18 protein-coding genes are annotated in these 21088 nt (G+C 44.6%); 9 read left to right on the forward strand and 9 right to left on the reverse strand.

Translation table 11 applies throughout. The features are described 5' to 3' along the window. The coding region (locus D0T84_RS17145; RefSeq protein ID WP_221413146.1) for a DUF1566 domain-containing protein at positions 1-3146 on the forward strand (3146 nt) is incomplete at its 5' end. 437 nt (positions 3147-3583) lie between these two features. Here D0T84_RS17145 and D0T84_RS17150 read toward each other — a convergent pair. Genes D0T84_RS17150 through D0T84_RS17165 form a run of 4 tightly spaced genes read right to left on the reverse strand, consistent with a single transcriptional unit; the run spans position 3584 to position 6478 of the window. Further along, positions 3584-4162 carry a Maf-like protein gene (locus D0T84_RS17150; protein WP_163309086.1) on the reverse strand — a complete coding sequence of 193 codons (579 nt, stop codon included), beginning with the start codon at positions 4160-4162 and terminating at the stop codon, positions 3584-3586. Then, positions 4162-4623, reverse strand: coding sequence for a methylated-DNA--[protein]-cysteine S-methyltransferase (locus D0T84_RS17155; protein ID WP_163309087.1), 462 nt, complete (start codon positions 4621-4623; stop codon positions 4162-4164). The genes D0T84_RS17150 and D0T84_RS17155 overlap by 1 nt, the downstream gene beginning before the upstream one ends. Then, complete coding sequence (locus D0T84_RS17160) at positions 4571-5644, reverse strand: GNAT family N-acetyltransferase (protein WP_163309088.1); 1074 nt, start codon at positions 5642-5644, stop codon at positions 4571-4573. Before D0T84_RS17160 ends, D0T84_RS17155 begins: the two co-directional genes overlap by 53 nt. 3 nt (positions 5645-5647) lie before the next feature. Continuing rightward, positions 5648-6478 (reverse strand): 1-acyl-sn-glycerol-3-phosphate acyltransferase, encoded by an 831-nt coding sequence (locus D0T84_RS17165; RefSeq protein WP_163309089.1) that lies wholly within the window; start codon positions 6476-6478, stop codon positions 5648-5650. 145 nt (positions 6479-6623) lie between these two features. Here D0T84_RS17165 and trxA point away from each other — a divergent pair, with 145 nt between their 5' ends. Both trxA and D0T84_RS17175 read left to right on the forward strand, forming a co-directional pair. Continuing rightward, positions 6624-7055, forward strand: coding sequence for a thioredoxin (trxA, locus tag D0T84_RS17170; RefSeq protein ID WP_163309090.1), 432 nt, complete (start codon positions 6624-6626; stop codon positions 7053-7055). 95 nt (positions 7056-7150) lie between these two features. Next, positions 7151-7675 carry a GNAT family N-acetyltransferase gene (locus D0T84_RS17175; protein ID WP_163309091.1) on the forward strand — a complete coding sequence of 175 codons (525 nt, stop codon included), beginning with the start codon at positions 7151-7153 and terminating at the stop codon, positions 7673-7675. Between the two features lie 67 nt (positions 7676-7742). On the opposite strand, the gene D0T84_RS17180 is transcribed toward D0T84_RS17175, so the two are convergent. Together D0T84_RS17180 and D0T84_RS17185 are read right to left on the reverse strand one after the other, a co-directional pair. Continuing rightward, on the reverse strand, positions 7743-10400 hold the full coding sequence (locus tag D0T84_RS17180) for a transglutaminase domain-containing protein (RefSeq protein ID WP_163309092.1): 2658 nt from the start codon (positions 10398-10400) through the stop codon (positions 7743-7745). 593 nt (positions 10401-10993) lie between these two features. Then, positions 10994-12073, reverse strand: a complete 1080-nt coding sequence (locus D0T84_RS17185; RefSeq protein ID WP_163309093.1) for an aldose epimerase family protein — start codon at positions 12071-12073, stop codon at positions 10994-10996. Positions 12074-12881: 808 nt separating this feature from the next. Here D0T84_RS17185 and D0T84_RS17190 point away from each other — a divergent pair. The 6 genes from D0T84_RS17190 (at position 12882) to folK (ending at position 17351) form a co-directional block, all read left to right on the forward strand. Then, entirely contained in the window at positions 12882-13775 is an 894-nt protein-coding gene (locus D0T84_RS17190) for an ABC transporter permease (protein WP_163309094.1), read from the forward strand. 9 nt (positions 13776-13784) lie between these two features. Continuing rightward, positions 13785-14042: a DUF3098 domain-containing protein gene (locus tag D0T84_RS17195; protein ID WP_163309095.1), complete on the forward strand. Its 258-nt coding sequence runs from the start codon at positions 13785-13787 to the stop codon at positions 14040-14042. A 20-nt stretch (positions 14043-14062) separates the two neighbouring features. Continuing rightward, a complete protein-coding gene (locus tag D0T84_RS17200) occupies positions 14063-14989 on the forward strand; it encodes an undecaprenyl-diphosphate phosphatase (RefSeq protein WP_163309096.1) in 927 nt (308 codons plus the stop codon). 11 nt (positions 14990-15000) lie between these two features. Then, complete coding sequence (truB, locus tag D0T84_RS17205; protein ID WP_163309097.1) at positions 15001-15693, forward strand: tRNA pseudouridine(55) synthase TruB; 693 nt, start codon at positions 15001-15003, stop codon at positions 15691-15693. 24 nt (positions 15694-15717) lie between these two features. Beyond that, on the forward strand, positions 15718-16767 hold the full coding sequence (gene queA / locus D0T84_RS17210; RefSeq protein WP_163309098.1) for a tRNA preQ1(34) S-adenosylmethionine ribosyltransferase-isomerase QueA: 1050 nt from the start codon (positions 15718-15720) through the stop codon (positions 16765-16767). 77 nt (positions 16768-16844) lie between these two features. Beyond that, complete coding sequence (gene folK, locus D0T84_RS17215; protein WP_163309099.1) at positions 16845-17351, forward strand: 2-amino-4-hydroxy-6-hydroxymethyldihydropteridine diphosphokinase; 507 nt, start codon at positions 16845-16847, stop codon at positions 17349-17351. Positions 17352-17374: 23 nt separating this feature from the next. On the opposite strand, the gene D0T84_RS17220 is transcribed toward folK, so the two are convergent. From D0T84_RS17220 to D0T84_RS17230, 3 genes are all read right to left on the reverse strand, one after another. After that, positions 17375-17950 carry a M48 family metallopeptidase gene (locus D0T84_RS17220; RefSeq protein WP_163309100.1) on the reverse strand — a complete coding sequence of 192 codons (576 nt, stop codon included), beginning with the start codon at positions 17948-17950 and terminating at the stop codon, positions 17375-17377. Positions 17951-18049: 99 nt separating this feature from the next. Beyond that, positions 18050-19504: a glycoside hydrolase family 10 protein gene (locus D0T84_RS17225; protein ID WP_163309101.1), complete on the reverse strand. Its 1455-nt coding sequence runs from the start codon at positions 19502-19504 to the stop codon at positions 18050-18052. Positions 19505-19507: 3 nt separating this feature from the next. Then, positions 19508-20827, reverse strand: a complete 1320-nt coding sequence (locus D0T84_RS17230; RefSeq protein WP_185155764.1) for a TldD/PmbA family protein — start codon at positions 20825-20827, stop codon at positions 19508-19510. Positions 20828-21088 lie beyond the last annotated feature (261 nt).

A 21088-nucleotide genomic window follows, 5' to 3' on the forward strand; every position in this document is an offset into this window, starting at 1 on the left:
GTTCCGGGCTTCGCGCCCAGGTAACCGTAGGGGAAGGCAAAGCCCCCGAGAATTATTCCATCCTGGAGGTCGTCTCCGGCAGTAGCAACACCGGAGGCCTGCGCCTTCCCCACCTGAGTACCGCCCAGCGCAACGCACTCAAAGACGGTGCAACAGGCTCGGCATTCACCTCCGACCCTAACAGGGCGACACCCTTCCTCTACGAAGGGCTGACCATCTACAACACCGATACCCGCTGCGTGGAGTACTACAACGCCCAGCGCTGGATCAGTATGTGCGACGGTACCAGCCAGATGGACATCAGCCCAAAGCCGTGTACCGATGTTGCGGCTGATGGTACGGGCTGCGACAATGAGTTTGAAATCACCGACCCCGATTGTGTAAACGGGCCTTTTACCTTTGCCGTGCTGACGGGTGCTGATTACCTCTCGCTGACGGAAACGGACGAAACGGCGGGGACATTCCGCATCTCGTTCGAGGCCAATAACTCTACCAAACCCCGCTCGGCGGTGGTACGGGTGACAAGCAGCTGTACGGGCCTGTTCAAGGACTTCCTGTTTACCCAGCAGGGACAGGGCTGCGATCCTTCTTTGGGTGATGCACCCTCTATCAATAGCAACCCTTCGGGCAAGGATATCTCATTCTGTGCCGGGGGCGCCGTGTACTTGTGGGTAGACCCTGCAACACCTAACCTCGACCAGCTTATCTGGACACGCAACGGCATGGAGATCGCCCGCGGGGTGAATAATCTTACCGTTACCCAAGCAGGCGTTTACGATATATGGATGGGTATTATCGGTTGTAACCAACTGGCTGGCAATGCCGTTACCGTTACCCGTGACGGCGCGGGCGCACCCGACCCTGTGTCTATCGTGGTACGCGGGAATAACGGGCTGGTTTGCGGTCCGACAGGTACTACCAAGCTGATTGCCGCCAAACCCGCGACAGGAACCGTCCGCTGGTTTAAGGACGGGGTATTGCAGGCTCTTACTTCACCCGATAATGAAATAGAAGCGGGCGTAGGCAACTGGTTTGCTGTGGTGAATGATGGTACATGCTGGTCTACCCCGAGCGATGTGGTGACCGTATCGGTAGACCCTAATACGGGCGTAGCGCTGATAGAGCCCGATATCGTAAAGTCTGCCGCTTTCTGTGCAGGCGGCAGCGTACAGCTATCGGTAAGCAATGTGCAGACGGGCTATACCTACACCTGGTACGAAAACAATACACAGATAGGTACGGGAAAAACCATTCTCTATAATGTACCTTCGGGATTGGAGAGCGTAGTGATCCGTTGCCGTGCCACCTTGGGCGGAAGCTGCGCGGCGGAATCCATCGGTTCGGAAACCATCACTACGGGTACTATCCCTGCCCGCCCTACCATTACGGGTGATAAGCAGCTTTGTTCGGGAATAGCCACCCTCAATGCCGTGGCTTCGGGCTCAGGCCCGTTTACTTACCAGTGGTACAAGAACGATGTGGCCTATGCCAATACACAGAGCATCACTGTGAACGAAGGCGGCGAATATGCCGTTACCGTTACCGATGGCTGTACCAGCCCTGCGGCTAAGATCACCCTGAGCAATACCATCTCGGCTGCGCCTACCGTAACCCTGAACCGCAGCACCGAGAATCCCAACCAGGGCGATATGGTCACTTATGCGGCTACCATCAACTTTACTCCGGCTACCCAGTATGTATGGACTATCGAAAACGGTACACTGATATCGGGCGGCGGCAATACCGCCAACGCTGTCGTGAAATTCGATGGTACTACGGGGCCTGCCAGCGTAAAGGTGGCAGTATCCAATGCCTGCGGTACGGGTACGGCAGAGCATAATATTGCAAATGTAGAAAGTGCCTGTGTAGATCCGGTGAGCGTATTGCCTTCGGATGCTACTGCCCTGACCACGGTGTCCGGCACGGGAGTTACTCTAGGTACTGTGTCGGCTACCTTCGTTTCGGGTACTCCTACAGCTGCTTACCAGTGGTACAGCAACACCACGGCTTCTACCACAGGCGGCACTGTTATAGACGGTGCTACCAACAATACCTATGTAGTCAATAAAACGGTAGCATCTTCTCAGGATTTCTACTACTATTGCCAGGTGAAGAATGCCGGATGTGGCAGCACTACCATGAGTACGGGGCTATATACCGTGACGGTGAATCCTAATCCGAAAGACCTGACTCCGGGCGCAGGTACCTTCATCGGGACTACCTGCTTCGATGTTGTTGAAAGCAACTTTGGCGATGGCTGCGGGACACAAGCCAGCCGTACCTCGCAGAAGGCTGACTTCAGCAAACCGGCTACCAATACGCAGACTTATACCTTCAAGACCAACGGTACTGACAAGGTAAGTAATATCCGCTTTATCCACGTCAATACCAATGGTGACATTATCGAAGATATCACTCCCGGTAGTACATCGTGGGCAACGGCAACCAACCTGAGCGGTACATTCACCGTATCGGTAAAATACCGTGACGACCTGAACAAAGACAAATTAGCGAACGGCGCCGGCGGCTTAGACCGCGATCAGGCATTGAAGGCCGAGCTGTATGTAGTGTATAACAACCAGGCGGACGGTAAGGGTACCGATGTGATGCTTAAGCTTGATATATCGGTACAGGATTGTACCTGTTGTCCGGGATATTTGGCTGTTGGCGGAGAGTATATACAAACCACAAGTGGATACCTAGATCAAGTAACGGTAGGATCATCAACCTCAAAATTCACCAACCTCCTTCCTTTTTTCACCGCAACAGGCAAGTCCGTGTGTTACTACTATCGAGATGGAAGAGCTAATAGTGGACTCGATTGGCCTTCAATAGGTCAATTAGGTGGTATAGAGAGTGCATTAAACATATGTACTCAAGGAACTCGGGCTGTAGATGATATTGATCGCCAGAATGGAATGTGGCGATTGCCGTCAATCGCTGAATTGGCATCAATCGCTGATATTCATAACAAGCTAACAATCCAAAATGCAAGTGCACCAGAAACTACTAATATGCACACACATATGTATTGGTCAAATAATATGTATAGTGAAAAAAGAATTTGGTATTATCGTTTTGGACAATGGGCTAAACATATCACTTTTTCTCAAGGTGGGTATTTTAGATGTGTGAAATCTCAATAATTCGTTCATCGAATCAACAAGGATCTTTTATCCTACCCTGTGGCAATTGGTTTTGCCACAGGGAACATGTAGAAAAAATAATAAAATTATCTCGTCCTTCAGGGATTACAAATCCTGATATCCCCTGTTTGTGAATAATATCCCGTGTATTCGTAGGGACAGGGTTCTACCCTGTCCGCAGTCCTACCCTGTCCGTAAATAATATGGTAACCGTTTGGATAAGGACAGGGCAGAGCCCTGTCCCTACGGTGATAAAAAATGAATAGGATTATCCATTGTCCACTGTCAATTGTCAACTATCAACCTCGTCCTTTGCAACCCCCGAAGTTCTTACTATCAGGATTTGCAATCCGCATATAATATAACCGGATGGCAGATTCCGCTCACACATACTTCCAGCCTGCGTATTGCGATAGCAAAATAAATAAAAAAGAGATTCAGAATTCTTTCAACTCCCTGTACAGCCGCTGTATCGGCAACCCCATTATATTGAAATAAGAACCGGAGATATACTCCACGGCAATATAGCCTATCCATTCCTGTATGCCGTATGCACCGGCTTTATCCAAGGGTTTGTATTTGGTTACGTAGTACTCGATTTCATCATCGTCAAGCTTACTAAAGCGTACTTCCGATGATACGCCGAATGCCTTTTGTTTGTCTTTGGTGGTAATGCACACACCTGTCAGCACCTGATGCGTTTTACCTGACAGGTCGCGAAGCATCTGTTTTGCTTCTGCTTCATCCTGTGGCTTGCCATACACCTTGCCGTCCAGCAGGACGATTGTATCTGCTGTGATAAGCAATGTATTATCCGCCAGATTGTCCAGATAGGCGTCAGCTTTCTCCTTTGCTATATAGATAGCGATATCTTCCCCTGTGAGATGCTCGGGGTATGATTCGTCAATGTCGGGCAGGGTCTTTATTTGGTAAGAGATATCCAGTCCTGAAAGAAGCTCTTTCCTGCGTGGGGAGTTGGATGCAAGTATTATATTGTATCGGGAGAGGTCAAGCATTACATGAGGTTATAATGGTTTTCGAGTTCGAGCAGGAGAAGTTTAATATCTGTACCGTATGCATAGCCGCCCAGTTTGCCTCCTCCGTTAATCACACGGTGACATGGCACTACTATTGCCAGATTGTTTTTTCCGTTCGCCGCGCCCACAGCCCTGCATCCTTTGGGCGAACCTATGGCTATAGCTTCGTCTTTATATGATACTGTTTGCCCATAAGGGATGGTAGACAGGTAATTCCATGCTTTTTGCTGAAAGGGCGTACCTTCCTGCCTGAGCGGGAGGTCAAACTCTTTTCGTTCCCCGGCAAAATACTCCTGAAGCTGCATTGTCGCTTTTTTCAGAAGTTCGCAGGAATCGGATTCCCCTACCTTTTCATCCGGGACAATCCTCACGGATGAAATATAACCGTCAGTTTCTTCTATCTCGATAGCTCCTACGGGAGATTGTAAAAAAGCCCTCATTTCTTTTCTTTTTAGGTTTTGGTTTATCCTCATAGCGCGACCAGCTCCAGTTTATCATCTGGCGAAGCCTTTTCAGGAAACGTTTCGAAGGTTTATCCCTCAGGTAAGATTCGATGTGTCTTTTCTTCTTTTCTTCCAGAATCTCATCTACATTGATCAGAATTCCTGTTTCTTCCACATTGCCAAATGTATCATTGACAGCCGTTCCAAATACTTTCATCTGTGGCGACAGGCTCATATAGGCGTTCACAAGAGGAGGAATATTCAGGTCTAGTTTACGGACGGAGGTATTGAGTATCCTGTAATCCGCCTTAAACGTTTCCCCATCGAACAAGCGTTTCAGTTTCTTCCGGTCTGTTTCTATATTCAGAGCCTGTTTTGGCCAGACCAGTGTATCGGGGTCAGGAAAGTACTTATTCAGGAAGTAGAGTATCATATCCCTTGCCTTGGTATTGTATGTATCGTACATCGTAACCTTTCCGAAAAAGTACTTCATCGACGGGTCGGCGACAGACAATGCACCCAGTCCGTCCCAAAGATTGTCGAGCGCGAAAATACCTTTCGAACCTGCAAGTGTAGACTGGTACTCAAGGGTGACGAACGAACGTCCCAATTCGAAAGTATGAGGCAGGTACTCTTTTATAAACTTCCTGGAGAAATGGAACAGGTGCGATGTAGCCAGTACAGGCTCGCCATTTTTGTCGAAACAGATATCGGGCCCGCAAATAAAACGATAGCCTCCGATTATTTCTTCGGCATCGGGATTCCATACAATGAGCTGCTTATACGGGTTGTCCATGGTGTCATACTCGTCTATGTCCACATCTTTGCCCGTACCTCCTCCATAATACCGGAACGCAATCTCACGCAGACGTCCGATTTCCAACATCACATTCGGCGAATTGTGATGGGTAATTATATAGATTTCATTGTTGGCCTTGTTGGTGTGCCTCAGAAGTTTATCTTTCGTCAGCTCTGCCCTCAATAAACTCTTGTCGATTGGTGAGATGATAGTTTCCATCTATTATTTGTTTGTTTTTGCCAGATTGTATGATTCTTCCTTCACATATTCAGCCCATTGAGACACACTCCTTGTATTGTCGAAATGTGTGTAAGGAATAGGCTTGCCAAAGATGATGGAAAAACTTTTATTCTTATTCTTAAACATTTCGTCGGGCAGAAGTATCAATTCAAAATTGAATTTTATGCCCAGACGTTTCCTTATATTTGCAAATCTATAAAAGAAATTTGAATTTTTACCTTCAAAATATACCGGAACTACGTCCCGTTTCGATTCTATAGCTTTCAATATGAAGTTTTTTTGCCAGTCTAAATCCCGGATATTACCATTTTCCTTACGCGAACATAATCCGGCGGGAAAAGTTACAATCTGATTGTCTGAGCCGTATGCATCATTCAATGTGTTTGTAGCCTGTTTTGACTGCCGTCCGTATTTGTTGACCGGAAGAAATATGGGTTGCAGGTTCTTTATAAAGTAAAGCACATCATTTACCACATACTTTATCTTCTTGTCGTACCTCCCGCCTATAACGGCAGACAGGCAGATACCGTCAAGCCCTCCCAGCGGATGGTTCGAAGCGAACATATACCGCTTATCATCCTGTAGCTTTTCCATCCCCGAAACATTCAGTGTGAGGTTGAAATAGCCGACTACAGACTGCATAAAGTCTACTCCGTATTTGTCGGCATAGATTGTGAGTATTTCGTTCAGCTCATCCAAATGAATCTTACGTTTCAGGTAATTTATAATAAAGCGGGGTGTTTTATTATAAATTTGGGGAGCTTTCTCGGCCAGCACTTTATCTAAGTCCAGTATCTGAGGTTCTTGGTTCATTCCTTATACTATCCTTTCCGGTACAAAAATAGTTGATTTTAATATATATCAGACCGAAAAAATATATAAATAGTCATAACAGGTATATTTTAATAGATATGAACTATTATATTTGTGGTTTGATTACCTGTAATAATAGTTTAAGATGAAGAATAAAATAACATTTCCCATACTTGGCATAGTCCTTCTGGCTATTGTCTTTATACTTGGCAATGACAATCTGTTTGGTAACAATGATACCGTATCGGATAAGGATTCTCCGATAGTAACACTTACTGCGTCCAGCTACGACAAAGAGATTGCCGCCGGACTTGTACTGGTAGATTTCTGGGCACCCTGGTGCGGGCCTTGCCGCCGAATGGCTCCCATACTCGAAGAAGTAGCGAAGGAATACAAGGAGTCGGTAAAAATAGGCAAACTGAATGTGGATAACTATCAGAAATTCGCCTTAGGCAAAGGTGTGGAAGTATTGCCTACCATCATTGTTTACAAAGATGGAAAGGAACTTACACGGATAAAAGGGCTGGCGTCGAAAGAAGACCTTGTAAAGATAATTACAGAAAACACACAGAAATAAGGTTGCCTCCGGCTAACTAATGGCAGCAATTTGTATGGCAAATTGCTGTTTTTTGTATATTTATAACCGGATATGAAATACCAGATTGGAAAAAGATGAATGATATACATATAAGAAAAGTAACCTCATCGGATATACACCAACTACAGGAAATCAGCAGGAGAACATTTTCGGAGGCCTTTTCGGAAGTAAATACCGGGGAGGATATGAATAAATACCTGGAAGAAAATCTATCTTTAGAGAAGCTGACTGCAGAGCTTAACAACGAAAACTCGGAATTCTATTTTGCGATAGTTGACGATAATATAATCGGCTATCTGAAACTCAATTCGGCGGAAGCACAAACAGATCTGAAAGACAACAAAGCCCTCGAGATTGAACGGATTTACGTTTTACCGGCTTTCCACGGCAAGCATGTAGGACAATCGCTTTACAGGAAGGCCATAGAGGTTGCAAAACAAAAAAATGCCGACTATGTGTGGCTGGGTGTATGGGAAGAGAACGACAAGGCAATCGCATTTTATAAGAAGAACGGTTTTGTTGAGTTCGGCAAGCATCTTTTCATGCTCGGAAATGATGAGCAGACTGATATAATGATGAAGCTAAAGCTGAAAGATTAGATATACGAATAGCAGAAGTGGCTTATCACTAGAATATTATCCACTTCTACTATCTATGTTCTATACCCTATTTCGTTTCCTTTTCCAGTTCAATCGTTTTGATTATATTCTCTCCGGTACCGATATGATACCCCTGCGAAGAATACAAAATGCCTCCATTGGTAGATAAATATACAGTAAGTGGGAAGTTGTTTGAGAAGTTGATCTGCAATGCTCCCGCGACAGTATTCAGCAGAGTACGGTTGTTATCCGTCATCCACAATGACTGTTTGGGCAACCCTTTGAACACCGAAGCATCGAAAGCTTTACTCAATTTATCATCCGGTATGGCAAACAATATGCCTCCGCCCCATTCTTCAATTGCCTGCTGTACAGCCGGAAGGTCTTGCAGTATATGTTTGGTTGGTTCCTTGTCGGGGTCGGCAAAACATATCATCAGCCCCTTGCGGTTAGTCAGTTCTTTCAGCGACTTCTTGCTACCATCCTGTAACGTAACCACAGTGTTAGGGTCTACGATGCCCTGTACCTGTATCCGCCCTTCCACCTTAGGCAGGCTGATCTCAAGATGTTTAGATTCGCCACCTTTTACTTCGAAATAACGAGTGCTGATAGTTACCGAACCGTCATTCCCCCTGCTGCCTGTCATCAGGCGATAGTAGCCCGCGTCAACAGTTATCCTTGCTGGCAGGTCTTTGATACTGTTCTCATAGTCGAGGGTAACAAAGTCTCCGTTATCGTAACGTGCTATGGTAAAGTGTGTATAATAACCTGGTTTCACAATATTACCCTTCGCATTGGTAAACTGGATAGTAGCCTTTGGCTTTTCTTCCGCCTGTGTATCAAAGGATACATCTGTCCACAATCCGGTTTCGGCTCTCAGATACTGCGGACGTCCGGTTGTCTGATCCATGCGGGAAGGAATATCCATCGAACGGCAGAGCGCCACAAAAAGAATGTCCCGTGAATGTTTGTCCGAAACTTTCAGTTCATAAGACCCCTGCGGGGAAAGCGAACATTTATAATAGTTTTCTTCATCATTGATCTTAATATTTTCGCTTATGAATCTGATTACCTCGTTTATATCGCTTCTCGATTTATTTACAAAGTCCTCCGTCAATGTTTTTCTGAAAAAACTCCTCCACGGACGGATAAGTTCCAGAGAGATTCGGGGAGAGTAAATATTTCCTATAATAGGATTGTCCGGTATCATCTTGTTGAAGGCAACATCATCCCCCACTATCAGGTGGTCTGACAGATAGGCCGAAGGAGTGTCCCTTAAGTCTTTATCTCTGAGCGTCATCAGGAATGTATTGAGATAAGGATTGTTTTTCTTTACCTCCATAAAGGTTTTGATTTCCTGCCAGTTACCTTGCGACTTAGAAAGAAGTTCCCATGTCTTGTCAGCATTCAATTTGTTCTCTTCTGCAAATTTACGGGCATCCGCCTCACTGATAAATGTAGACATGTAAGCATTCCTGATCGAATCTTCATAAGCCAGGCGTTTCGCATTCCCGGCAATCTTCTCAGGGGCAAGCTCTTTTATTTCTTGTTCGGCAGGAGCCTCTACAACAATAATTTCCTCAAAGTCTTTTCCGGGCTTATTATTAAGCGTAACGGTTATTTCTCCTGAGCCGGAGCCCGATTTGCCATAACCGTAAACATCTCCCTTATCAGCCCAAACAAATATATCGCCCATGCCTGAAATAATAGATGCCTCGCCGCCTTCTGTGGTAGAGCCTGTGGCAATTGGATAAAATTCGGCATAGTTATATACATTGAATTTTACAGTGGCGCCTTCAACTGGTTTGCCTGTTTCGTCCACCACTTTTACCTTTACTTCCCGTGTATCTGTATAATTACCAAGCAGGTTGATAACCGAATACAGGTCGGTCTGTACATTCTTTTCCTCAGGGCCGTTATATAATCCGAACACATTGGTATGCACCATCATCGCCCGTTTCACAGGTGCCGAAAACCATGCTGCATCCAGTTCGGGCTCGGGCTCACAGGCGCCTATATAGTGCCATTTGCCGTCTACCCATACTTCTACCCATGCGTGGTTGTCGTCGGTATGCGCCCAGCGAGGCGTATAACACTGGCGCGCAGGGATACCCACGGCACGGAGAGCCGCGGTAGTGAACGTAGACTCTTCGCCACAACGTCCCCACGATGTTTTAGCAAGGGCAAGAGGAGCGGATGTGCGTCCGTCTGTCCCTCTGTAAGTCACTTTCTCGTGGCACCAGTGATTTACCTCCAGTACGGCTTTATCCATTGTCAACCCTTTTACGCGGTCTTTCAATTCATCGAAGAGTACCTGGCGGGCTGTATCGAGATTTTCATTATTCACACGGTAAACCAGCACAAAGTGGCGGAATATATCATCGGGGATTTTCTTCCCCCAGTCGAAATAGTCTCGGGCTTTGAACGCTGCATCCACCTGCCCGAGGAAATAGTCGCCATCGTAGTCGGCAAGGTCGGATAATGGCATATAGGCATACAGGAATTCAAGTGCTTCTCGTTGTTCGGCGGTCAGCCCTTGTTTTTCAAAAACAGAAAATAATTGCTGGCTGCGTCCGGCTGCAAGTTCTTTACGTTTCAGGAATTGCTGATGTACCTGCTCTCTGTATTGTTCGTCTTTCAGGAAATGCTTATCAGATAAACTGCACGCATTCGTGATAAATGTCAGGGCAATTGCTAATAGGGAATAGAATATAGTTTTTTTCATAATAAAAATTTTTATTCAGTTAACAATCAACAGTGTATAAAGCCACAATCTGTAACTCATTATTCTAAAAATTTCTCGCAAAGATGCAAAATCGCAAAGGGAATATTTTTGAAAAAGTGACAAAAGTGCACAGTACATAACAAAAATTATTCAAACACGATTTGGAGACGATGTAGGGGCAGTGGCTTGTCCCTGCCCGCTTGTCATCGTTTACGGGCACCCACAAGGGGATGCCCCTACAGCAGGATATAAAACTTTGTCATGTACTTAGCAAAGGTGACTTTTTTCATTACTTTTCCCTGTTACCTTTTTTCCTCTGATTATATCAAAAGAACGCTCTATGTCCCGAAGGGACTGAACATGAATAACCACGGGTAAAACCCGTGGCAGGGACTAACTGAAAAACATGTCTCCGTAGGAGACAAATAGCGAAAATCAACCTTCCGCTCGGCATAGGCTCTGCCTGTGTCGGGTTATAATTTTTGCAAGGCGGAGCCTTGCTTTTAGCGATGACGCAGGCAGAGCCTACGCCAAACGGAGGTACTGTGTCAGGCACGGAATAACAAGCTCCTGACACCTCCCCTACATCATTATTATTTCTTCACTGTGAATTTATGCGCTGTCCTGCTCTTGAACGTTTCTCCCGGACGAAGTACCACGCTTGGATATTCAGGCTTGTTGATACTGTCGGGATAATGCTGCGTTTCGAAACATACAGCCGCACGCATCGGATAGCGATGTCCGTGTTTTCCTTCGAAGTTGCCTGTCATCCAGTTTCCTGTGTACAACTGTACTCCGGGCTCGGTGGTGTATATATCCATTACTATTCCTGTTTTAGGAGAATAGCATTCGAGTGCCAGAGCAAAATCTCCGGGCATGTTTTTCTCTAGAATAAACGTATGGTCGTATCCCTTACCAAACTGCAACTGTTGGAAGTCTTCTTCTATCCTTTCGCCTATAGCGTGCGGCATCAGGAAATCGAATGGAGTACCCACTACTGATTCCGGCTTCCCGTAAGGGATGGCGGTGTCGTCTGTCGGTAAATATTCACGGGAGAATACCTTCAATGAGTGATCGTACACACTAGGGTCGCCTTCGCCCGAGAGGTTGAAGTAAGAGTGGTTGGTCAGGTTGACAATAGTAGCTATATCCGTTGTGGCCTCATAGTCTATATCGAATGAATTTTCATCCGTCAGCGTGTAAGTTATTTTGACATTCAGGTTGCCGGGAAAACCTTCTTCTCCGTCTTTTGCCAGATAGGTAAGTTCAAGCGTCTGGCTATCGGTTTGCTTGGCATTCCACACTACGGCATTAAAGCCTTTGATACCTCCGTGGAGGTTGTTAGGCCCGTTATTAATTGCCAGTTGGTATGTAACTCCGTCGAGGGTAAATTTGCCATTGGCGATACGGTTGCCCGTACGTCCGCACACAGCGCCGAAGTAAGGTTCTTCGGAGTTGAGGTATTCATCCAGATTGTTATGTCCCAGCACAATATCGGTCAGCTTCCCGTCCCTGTCGGGTACGCACAGCGAAACGATCTTCGCCCCGTAATTGATAACCGTGGCTTCTGCGCCTTTACTGTTTGTAAGTACATACATTTGTACTGGTTTTGCGTCTACTGTCCCAGAGAAGTTTGCAGGATTCAAGCCCGACTTAGTAAGTTCTGTTTGCATGATATTTTTTAAGTTATGTGAATCTATATCCTTTCAGCCAAAAATGGCAAACACAAATATAAGATTAATTTTAACAAAAAGACTTTCGTAAACGGGGTTGTAAAGAGGGTATTTATTAAAAAAATGAAATTGTTTTTTTAACCACGGAGTAAAAGGAGTAACACGGAGTATATAATTGTTGCTAAAATGAGCAATAAGTAATGAAAAGTATTGAAACATAATTATCGTTCTTGTCATGCTGACGACAGGAAGCATCTCTTGCCAGTTCTGCTTTTGAGGAACGAGATCCTTCGTGCCTCAGGATGACAAAGAAAATATTGTATTAAACTATTTTCATCACTTATCTTCTCATCGTTATTTGTTTTTATCTAAGAGTCTGTTTAAATTTTATAGCAAATCTTTTTTATAGCTATTTTTAGATGGATTTTATCATTTTTGCTAGCCGGTTTAGCGGGCTAAACCAAGAGTAAAAAGGGGAAAAGACGCTAAAAAGAGCATAAAAAAATTGCTAAGAACTATTGACATGAACCTGTAATAAAAATTTTCGCTAAAATTTAAACAGGCTCTAAAAATATCAAGACTCTGTGCCACTCCTTTTACTTTGTGGTTAAAACAAGAATCACAGCATTATTATCACAAAAAACAAAACAAATAACCACTTTATAGTGTTTTTATATTGGCTTACAAGCATCTAATTATTAAAAAAAACAAAAATAATGCTATAAGATGTATTTATTTTGTTTCTTTGCAGCGAATTTAGGTGTTTTATGCCTATTCATTAAGTACTACTTAATTGTCTCGGTACAATATGTCAGGTAAACATCAGTATAAAACAATATCATTATTCACGGCAGGAGTTATTACTACTATTAGTATTACTCTTGTCCTTTTTCTACTCGGACTGACTTTCCTTGTAGGGTTTACAGCAAAGGGAATCAGCTCGTACCTGAAAGAAAATATGGGCATATCGATAGAGCTTGCTGAAAGCATAGACGAAGCGTCCATCGCCAAAATACAAAAAGGACTGAACGCGAACCCATACGTGAAATCCGTCATTTACATCAGTAAGGATGAGGCGAAAAAACAGCTAGTAGAAGACCTGGGCCGTGACCCCGAAGAAGTGCTGGGTTATAATCCCGCCCATGCCTATTTCGATGTGTTCATCAAGTCGGACTATGTAAACTCCGACAGTATAAATAAGGTGGAAGCCAGCCTGAAAGCGCAAAGCCTGCAAGGCGCCACCATAGTAAATAATATCGTATATAACGAAAAGGATATTATAAACGCCAACTCGAAGCTCTCGCTGATAGGGAGCATACTGATCATACTGGCTGTAATACTGGTATTTATATCGTTTACGCTGATAAGGAGTATCATCCAGCTGAACATATATTCGAAACGGTTCCTTATCAATACGATGCAACTGGTTGGGGCTACCAACTCCTTTATCAGGCGGCCTTTTATGTGGCGTATGATACTGAGTGGAATACTGGCTGCCATACTGGCCAATCTCGCTATTACAGGGGTAGTGTATTACGTTACGAACATAATGCCTGAAACTCTGTCGATAGTGACAATGTACGAACTGTTGATTGTTTACGGGCTTGTACTGGTTTTCGGTATATTCATCGCAGCATTTGCAACGGCATTTGCAGTGAACAGGTATTTGAGAATGACTACAAATAAACTATATCACGCTTAAGAAAATATAATGGATAAAAAAGATTTTGCATTCGGCAAACAGAATTACATCATTTGTGCTGCATCTGTAGTGCTTATTATAGTAGGATTCATATTGATGACAGGCCCTGCCTCCAGTATCGAAGGTGGCTTCGAACCGGACATATTCAGTACGAAAAGGATTGTTGTGGCTCCGATGGTTTGCCTTGCCGGATTTCTGCTGATGATAGTAGGGATACTGTATCCACGCCCGAAAGAATTACCGGACGAAAAGAAAGAACACAACTAATTACATAACAGATATTTATAATGAGTATTATTGAAGCAATAATAATTGCTATAGTAGAAGGACTTACAGAATTCCTGCCGGTATCGTCCACCGGACACATGATTATCGCCCAAAGCCTCATGGGCATCGAGAGTAACGAATTTGTAAAGGCATTTACTGTAATTATACAGTTTGGCGCCATCTTATCGGTAATTGTTCTATACTGGAACAGGTTCTTCCGTTTCAAGAATGACAAAACCAGAGCCGAATTTAAAAACCTGTACGAATATATTGTATATAAATATGAGTTCTACTGGAAACTTCTCGCAGGTTTTCTTCCCGCAGCTTTCCTCGGACTTATATTCAGCGATAGAATAGATGATTTGCTGGAAAGTGTAACGGTGGTAGCTATCATGCTTGTACTTGGTGGCATACTGATGCTATTTGTAGACAAGTGGTTTTTCAAACCTGAGAAGGGAGAACAGGAAATCACTTATAAGAACGCCATCATCATCGGGTTTTTCCAATGCATAGCCATGATACCGGGTGTGTCGCGTTCTATGGCAACCATCGTAGGGGGTATGAGCCGCGGGCTGAGCCGTAAAAACGCGGCGGAATTTTCATTCTTCCTGGCTGTACCTACTATGGCAGCCGCCACAGGGTATAAGCTGCTGAAGCTGATTATTTCCGATACAGGCTTCACGCTGTTGCAGGAAAATGTAGGCTCGCTTATCCTGGGCAATGTGGTCGCATTTATTGTCGCCCTGCTTGCTATCAAGTTCTTTATAGGCTTTGTGACTAAATACGGGTTTAAGTTGTTTGGATGGTACCGTATCATCGTAGGTGGAATATTACTGGTATTGCTTTTTACAGGAAAAATGGAAGTAGAAGCAGATATAGACCACTATATTATCAATAAGTTCCAGACCACAGCCAACATAACAACTACAACCAACGACTTGAATTGAATAACGAATTAATGGATTTTATATCAGGAGAGGTCTTATACATTGATAAACCACTAAACTGGACATCGTTTACTCTCGTGCGGAAGCTGAGGAACAAACTTTGCCGGAAATTAGGGATAAAAAAGCTGAAAGTAGGCCATGCCGGAACGCTCGACCCTTTGGCTACAGGCGTAATGATCGTTTGCACGGGTAAAAAGACCAAACTGATAGAATCGTTCCAGTATCAGACAAAAGAATATATAGCCACTATAAAGCTGGGAGAAACCACCCCGTCTTTTGATCTGGAAACGGAAATAGACGCAACGTATCCCACCAGTCATATTTCTAAAGAGCTAGTAGAAGAAAAGCTGAAAGGATTCGTAGGAGAAATACAACAGATACCGCCGGTGTACTCTGCCTGTAAAGTGGATGGAAAGAGAGCTTACGAGTTTGCGCGCGAAGGTCAGGATGTTGAGTTGAAGCCAAAACTATTGGTAATAGACGAAATAGAGCTGTTGGACTACACTTTCCCCGAGATAGAGGTAAGGGTGGTTTGCAGCAAAGGAACATATATAAGAGCGTTGGCCCGCGACATAGGAACCGCATTGGGCTCAGGTGCGCATCTTACTGCACTGAAACGTACACGGATAGGCGAGGTTACCCTCGACAAATGCATCGATGGAAGCCAGATCGAAGAATTCGTGGACGCACTGATATTAGAATAAATAATAAACAATAGATATAGAGACATGAAACTTTCTCAATTTAAGTTCGATCTTCCAGAGGAATTGATCGCCACTCATCCCGCGAAAAACAGGGACGAGTCACGTATGTTGGTTGTCAACCGTAAGACCGGGGACATTGAACACAAAGTCTTCAAAGATATTATAGACTACTACGATGATAAAGATGTATTTATCTTCAATGATACGAAGGTATTCCCTGCACGCCTGTACGGCAATAAGGAAAAGACAGGCGCTACAATCGAGGTATTCCTTCTGCGCGAACTGAATGAAGAATTTCACTTGTGGGACGTGCTTGTAGACCCCGCACGCAAAATACGTATCGGAAACAAACTATACTTCGGGGACGACGACGCTATGGTAGCCGAAGTAATAGATAACACCACATCGCGTGGGCGTACGCTCCGTTTCTTGTACGACGGGCCATCGGACGAGTTCAGAAAAGCCCTTTACGCATTGGGCGAAACGCCGATACCGAAATACCTGAACAGAGGCGAGGAACCTGACGATAAGGATCGTTACCAAACCATCTTCGCTAAGAATGAAGGTGCTGTGGTCGCTCCTGCTGCCGGACTACATTTCAGCCGCGAATTGATGAAACGTCTCGAAATAAAAGGACTGCATTTCGCTTACATCACACTGCATTCAGGACTGGGTAACTACCGCGACATAGATGTGGAAGACCTGACCAAGCACAAAATGGACTCAGAGCAATTGATTATCACACAGGAAGCTACCGAGATAGTAAACAAAGCGAAGGATGAGAACCGCCGTGTATGCGCCGTGGGAACCTCCGTGATGAGAGCCATAGAGACCATCGTAAGCACAGACGGACACCTGAAAACCAATGAAGGATGGACAAATAAATTCATTTTCCCTCCTTACGATTTCGGGATAGCTGATTCTATGGTTACCAATTTCCACCTGCCACAGTCGACATTACTGATGATGACTGCCGCGTTTGGCGGATATGACCGTATAATGGACATATATGATATTGCCGTAAAGGAGAAATATAAATTCGGCACATACGGCGATGCAATGCTTATAATTTAGATTTAAGGTTTAAAGATTTAAGGTTTATATATAAGCAAACTAAAATCTTTATATTTTTGAATCTTAAATTATTAAATATGAAAGATACACATATTGTATATTTAGGCCTTGGCTCTAACCTTGGAGACAGAGGCGAAAATCTGGAAAATGCAATAGACAATATAGAAGAGCGGATTGGCGAAATTGTCGCCACTTCCGCTTTTTATGTTACTGAGCCTGTAGGCTTTCAGTCCGACAACCAATTCCTGAATGCGGCATGTAAAGTAGAGACCGGTCTCAGCCCTACCGAGGTGCTGGAAACGGCTCAGGCGATAGAACGGGAAATGGGGCGCCATAGCAAGTCTGTGAATAAGGAATATACGGACAGGATAATCGATATCGATATACTATTATTCGATGATAAGATATTAGAGAGCCCTGATCTGGTACTCCCCCATCCTCATCTGCACGAAAGAACTTTCGTATTATATCCTTTGGCTGAGATAGCCGGAGATTATGTGCATCCTGTCTTTTGTAAATCAATAAGCCAGTTGAAAGACTCAGTACCCGCAAGCCTGCCGCAGCCACAAGTCAAATCGAAGTGAATATAAACCGCCGGGAATAAGCTTTACTTCCTGCCTATTTCGTTTATCACATCCTGTATAGAAGCATTATCAGGTTCTAATAGCAACCCTTTGTTGAGCAATTCGAGCGCTCTCTTGTGATATGTTTCATCCATCGTACTGTCGTACAATTCGTTGTACCCAACAGCTACAAACATCAGCAAATCGGCATCATCAGGCTCCATCGTTACGGCCTTTTCGAAAAAGGGAACCGCCTCGCCTGCCTTACCTTTTTTACCCAGAAGCCAACCGAAACTGCAATATACGGCGGCGTTATCTTCATCCAGAAGCCAGGCGTGGTTGAAACGCTTCATCGCCGTATCCAGATCGCCTCCATACATATAGTTCCACCCTATTTCCCGGTAATGTTCAGAAGCCTCTTCCCTGTCATCGAAATGCTCGTCACAATAAGCGAAAAAGTCCTCATCAGCCTTTAACTGCCCGGCACATTTCGCTACGCCACCATACATCGGCAGCAGGTTGATACCCTCCTGACATGGGATTTCCGGCGAAAAAGGCTGTGCGCCTAACCCTGAATACGTTATCAGCCACAGCGATATGAAGATTAGCAGGCTTTTCATAGGTATAGTTTTTGGATTATAAGTAAAGTTAATATTAAGAGCTTTTTTAAATTTTAGCGAAAATATTCATTATAGGCTCTTGTAGACAGACTCTAAGTATTATTGTTCGTTTAAAGAATGCGAGAAAAATGCGGGCAAAGTGACCACACTTTCGTTATGGTACCTGTCCGAAGCTGTTACCGTATAATAATAACCAAATTCCCCTTCTCTGGCTCTGAATGCATAGCTGTTGGTGCGCAATCCCGTGGCCAGTATATTCCCCCCATTGTCGGTATCTACAGGTTCTGTAGCAGATACATATACATTATATGTATAATCCCTGCCGGCAGCAGGCGCGTCCCACTTTATATGCAGATAGCCTTCCCTATCCCTCGACACCTGCAAATTGAGCGGGGAGCCGGGCGATGCATTGTGCAGCCAGGTCAATGGCGGCAGCTTGGCGGGAGTAGGGTAATAAACATATATGGAATCTAAAATGCCTTTCAGGTTGCCCAGTACATTCCCTGTCCTGAAATACGCCGCACCCTGTACTTTCTGATCACGGATATATTTCATCTGGTCTGTAATATCTTTCAAAGGCCAGCCCTGTTCGTCCATCTGAAATACGCCAAGGCCGGGAACGACAATACGTCCGTTACTGTTGGCAACCCAGTCTTTAAGAAACGGATAAAAGTAATGTCCACGGTGATACATCATCGGGAACATGAGGTCGTGCTTCCCGCTCTTCATCCAGTAGCCCGCATCCTGAAAAACGGTTTCATAGGCTGTCCAGCCATCATTCGGAGCCACATCGTATAAGACCTTGTACCGTCCGAGGGGCGCACTGCTTACCTGCACCCATTTTTTTATAGACTTTACTGCGTCGTAGGCTTCTGTTACCAACAGATTAATATTTTCGCGGCGCCAGTCGTATATGTTCATACCCTTCCCATATCGCCGGTAGGTATCTTCATCCGGAAATTTCCGCGTATTGCTGGGATAGCGTATATAATCGAAATGGATGCCATCCACATCGTAATTCTTTGTGATTTCTTTTACGATAGAAACAATCAGGTTCCTCGTTTCGGGCATTCCGGGATCGAGATACCACTGGTCGTTGACAGACTTATAATAATTTGGCTTATCCTTTACCGGAATCTTCTTTCTCCTGCGTCCTTTGCCTGTATACGTAAATTTAACCTTATCCATTGGGTAAGCAATAACCCATGCATGGCATTCCATTCCTCTTTTATGGCACTCTTCTACAGCAAAGGCCAGCGGATCGAAATTATTATTATGGTTAAAGTAAGGGCTGAGAGGTTCTATCCTCGATTTGTAAAAAGTATAACCCTGTGCCCGTGCCTGAAAAAGTACGACATTGAAGTTCGCATCTTGCAACTGGTCTAAAATCCGTCTCAGTTGTGCTTTCTGCGCGCTGACACTTGTACCCTTCGCAGGCCAGTCGAGCCCCCAGTTCGTAGTCAGCCATACGGCACGTACTTCCGTAGCGGGAATCTGGGAAAAACTGAATATTGGTAAGATGAGAAGTATAAATAGTAACCGCAATGATCTCATAGGTTATAATCCGCTAAAATTTACATTATTAAATAGCAGGGAAGGGACGCGCCACGATGAATTTATGCGGGGGTCGTTTCCTATTTCTGCCAAATTTGCCCAAAGTGAAAGTATATTTCCTGTGATATTCATTTCCCCGACAGGCATTACGGCTACTCCGTTTTCGATAAGGAAACCTTCGACACCAAACGAAAAGTCGCCAGTGGTCGGATTACTATTACCTCCATTGAAGCCTGTGACCCATATCCCACGCTGCACTGATGCCAGCATATCGTCAAATGCCCTTTCGCCAAGGGATACCTGCATAATGGATGGCGAGGCTATAGTAGGAGCCATCTCCATTTTCAAGGAATTGTATGTGTCTATAAAATAGTTCCGCAAAACACCTTTTTCTATAACAATCCGGTCTTTGGTAGCTACACCTTCGCCATCGAACCACCGTGCACCGAACGAACGGCTAAGATGGGGAGTGTCTGTCAATGTGAAATTGGCCGACGTTACCTGCCTGCCAAGCATATCCAGCAGGAACGAATTCTTCTGCTGAAGGGCTGTTCCGTACATAGCGCCAATCAGAGGCGACAGCAGGCGGGTCGATGTTGTATTGTCGAGCAGCATATCGTATTTGCCGGACTCGACTTTCTGCTGCCCTATTTTCCTTAAAGCCCGTTCCAGTGCTTTTTGTCCGATACCGATCTTTTTCAGGTCGTCCCAGTAAACGGCACTGTCATACCAGAAGGATTCTGCACGCGCGTCGCCATCGGTTCTCAATGATACTTCCACCATCAGGTTGAACGCGGAGTCAACGCTTTCCGCTTCGAAGCCGTTACTGGCTATCATATATTCGGCGCCAACGCCATCGTCATAGGCCGATGAAACGGAAATAATACGGTCGTCGGACTGATAGACCTCTTCTACTGCCTGCCTGAGTATATCCAACTTCTGCCCGGTATCTATCTTATCGAAATCAGCATCGCACAGGTCGAGGCTTTTCCCGTTTTCCTGATAATACCTTTTGGGGTCGGGTAATTGCCGGAAAGGATCTTCCGCCAGATATTGTGTAGAAATAATTCCCTCCCTGATAAAAGCTTCGAGTTCCTTTCCGTCTATACGGTTTGTAGAAAAAGAACCATACCTGCCATCAACGAACAACTCAATATAAAGCTTGTTTTCGGAACTCTGATGCAGCCTGTCGAGTTGGGTATTCCTGTATTCAAATGAATTATTATTGGCCGTGATCACAGAGACACGGGCAGCCTGACACCCGTTTTGCAAAGCAAAGTCCATTGCCCGGCGGGCTGTCTCTTTATATTGTTTGTTAATCATATATTGCTATTGTGCTTGCAAAAATACACAGTTTTAGTTTAGAACCTGTTTAAGAAACTGTTTAAATTTTATACGAATTTTTTATTATGTCTTTTTCTTCGTTCATTTTTAGTCTGTTTTCGGCTGTTTTTTCCTTTCTCTCAGCTCAACCAACGGTCACAGGAGCGTAAGCCTTCGGTCTGCCTCATCTTTTACAAGATTTATATAGTTTTTACCTTTACGGAGAGATTTAACGATAAATTAAGGAGCCATCAGTTTATG

Origin of the sequence: Dysgonomonas sp. 521 (assembly GCF_010501055.1) — a bacterium.
Classification (GTDB): domain Bacteria; phylum Bacteroidota; class Bacteroidia; order Bacteroidales; family Dysgonomonadaceae; genus Dysgonomonas.

What these genes read in the sequence shown, in the direction of transcription:
- D0T84_RS17175 (WP_163309091.1), top strand. Translation starts at nt 7,151, where the DNA reads ATGAATGATATACATATAAGAAAAGTAACCTCATCGGATATACACCAA.
- queA (WP_163309098.1), top strand. Translation starts at nt 15,718, where the DNA reads ATGAAACTTTCTCAATTTAAGTTCGATCTTCCAGAGGAATTGATCGCC.
- truB (WP_163309097.1), top strand. Translation starts at nt 15,001, where the DNA reads ATGGATTTTATATCAGGAGAGGTCTTATACATTGATAAACCACTAAAC.
- trxA (WP_163309090.1), top strand. Translation starts at nt 6,624, where the DNA reads ATGAAGAATAAAATAACATTTCCCATACTTGGCATAGTCCTTCTGGCT.
- D0T84_RS17225 (WP_163309101.1), bottom strand. Translation starts at nt 19,504, where the DNA reads ATGAGATCATTGCGGTTACTATTTATACTTCTCATCTTACCAATATTC.
- D0T84_RS17160 (WP_163309088.1), bottom strand. Translation starts at nt 5,644, where the DNA reads ATGGAAACTATCATCTCACCAATCGACAAGAGTTTATTGAGGGCAGAG.
- D0T84_RS17165 (WP_163309089.1), bottom strand. Translation starts at nt 6,478, where the DNA reads ATGAACCAAGAACCTCAGATACTGGACTTAGATAAAGTGCTGGCCGAG.
- D0T84_RS17190 (WP_163309094.1), top strand. Translation starts at nt 12,882, where the DNA reads ATGTCAGGTAAACATCAGTATAAAACAATATCATTATTCACGGCAGGA.
- D0T84_RS17155 (WP_163309087.1), bottom strand. Translation starts at nt 4,623, where the DNA reads ATGAGGGCTTTTTTACAATCTCCCGTAGGAGCTATCGAGATAGAAGAA.
- D0T84_RS17200 (WP_163309096.1), top strand. Translation starts at nt 14,063, where the DNA reads ATGAGTATTATTGAAGCAATAATAATTGCTATAGTAGAAGGACTTACA.
- D0T84_RS17230 (WP_185155764.1), bottom strand. Translation starts at nt 20,827, where the DNA reads ATGATTAACAAACAATATAAAGAGACAGCCCGCCGGGCAATGGACTTT.
- D0T84_RS17195 (WP_163309095.1), top strand. Translation starts at nt 13,785, where the DNA reads ATGGATAAAAAAGATTTTGCATTCGGCAAACAGAATTACATCATTTGT.
- folK (WP_163309099.1), top strand. Translation starts at nt 16,845, where the DNA reads ATGAAAGATACACATATTGTATATTTAGGCCTTGGCTCTAACCTTGGA.
- D0T84_RS17150 (WP_163309086.1), bottom strand. Translation starts at nt 4,162, where the DNA reads ATGCTTGACCTCTCCCGATACAATATAATACTTGCATCCAACTCCCCA.
- D0T84_RS17185 (WP_163309093.1), bottom strand. Translation starts at nt 12,073, where the DNA reads ATGCAAACAGAACTTACTAAGTCGGGCTTGAATCCTGCAAACTTCTCT.
- D0T84_RS17180 (WP_163309092.1), bottom strand. Translation starts at nt 10,400, where the DNA reads ATGAAAAAAACTATATTCTATTCCCTATTAGCAATTGCCCTGACATTT.
- D0T84_RS17220 (WP_163309100.1), bottom strand. Translation starts at nt 17,950, where the DNA reads ATGAAAAGCCTGCTAATCTTCATATCGCTGTGGCTGATAACGTATTCA.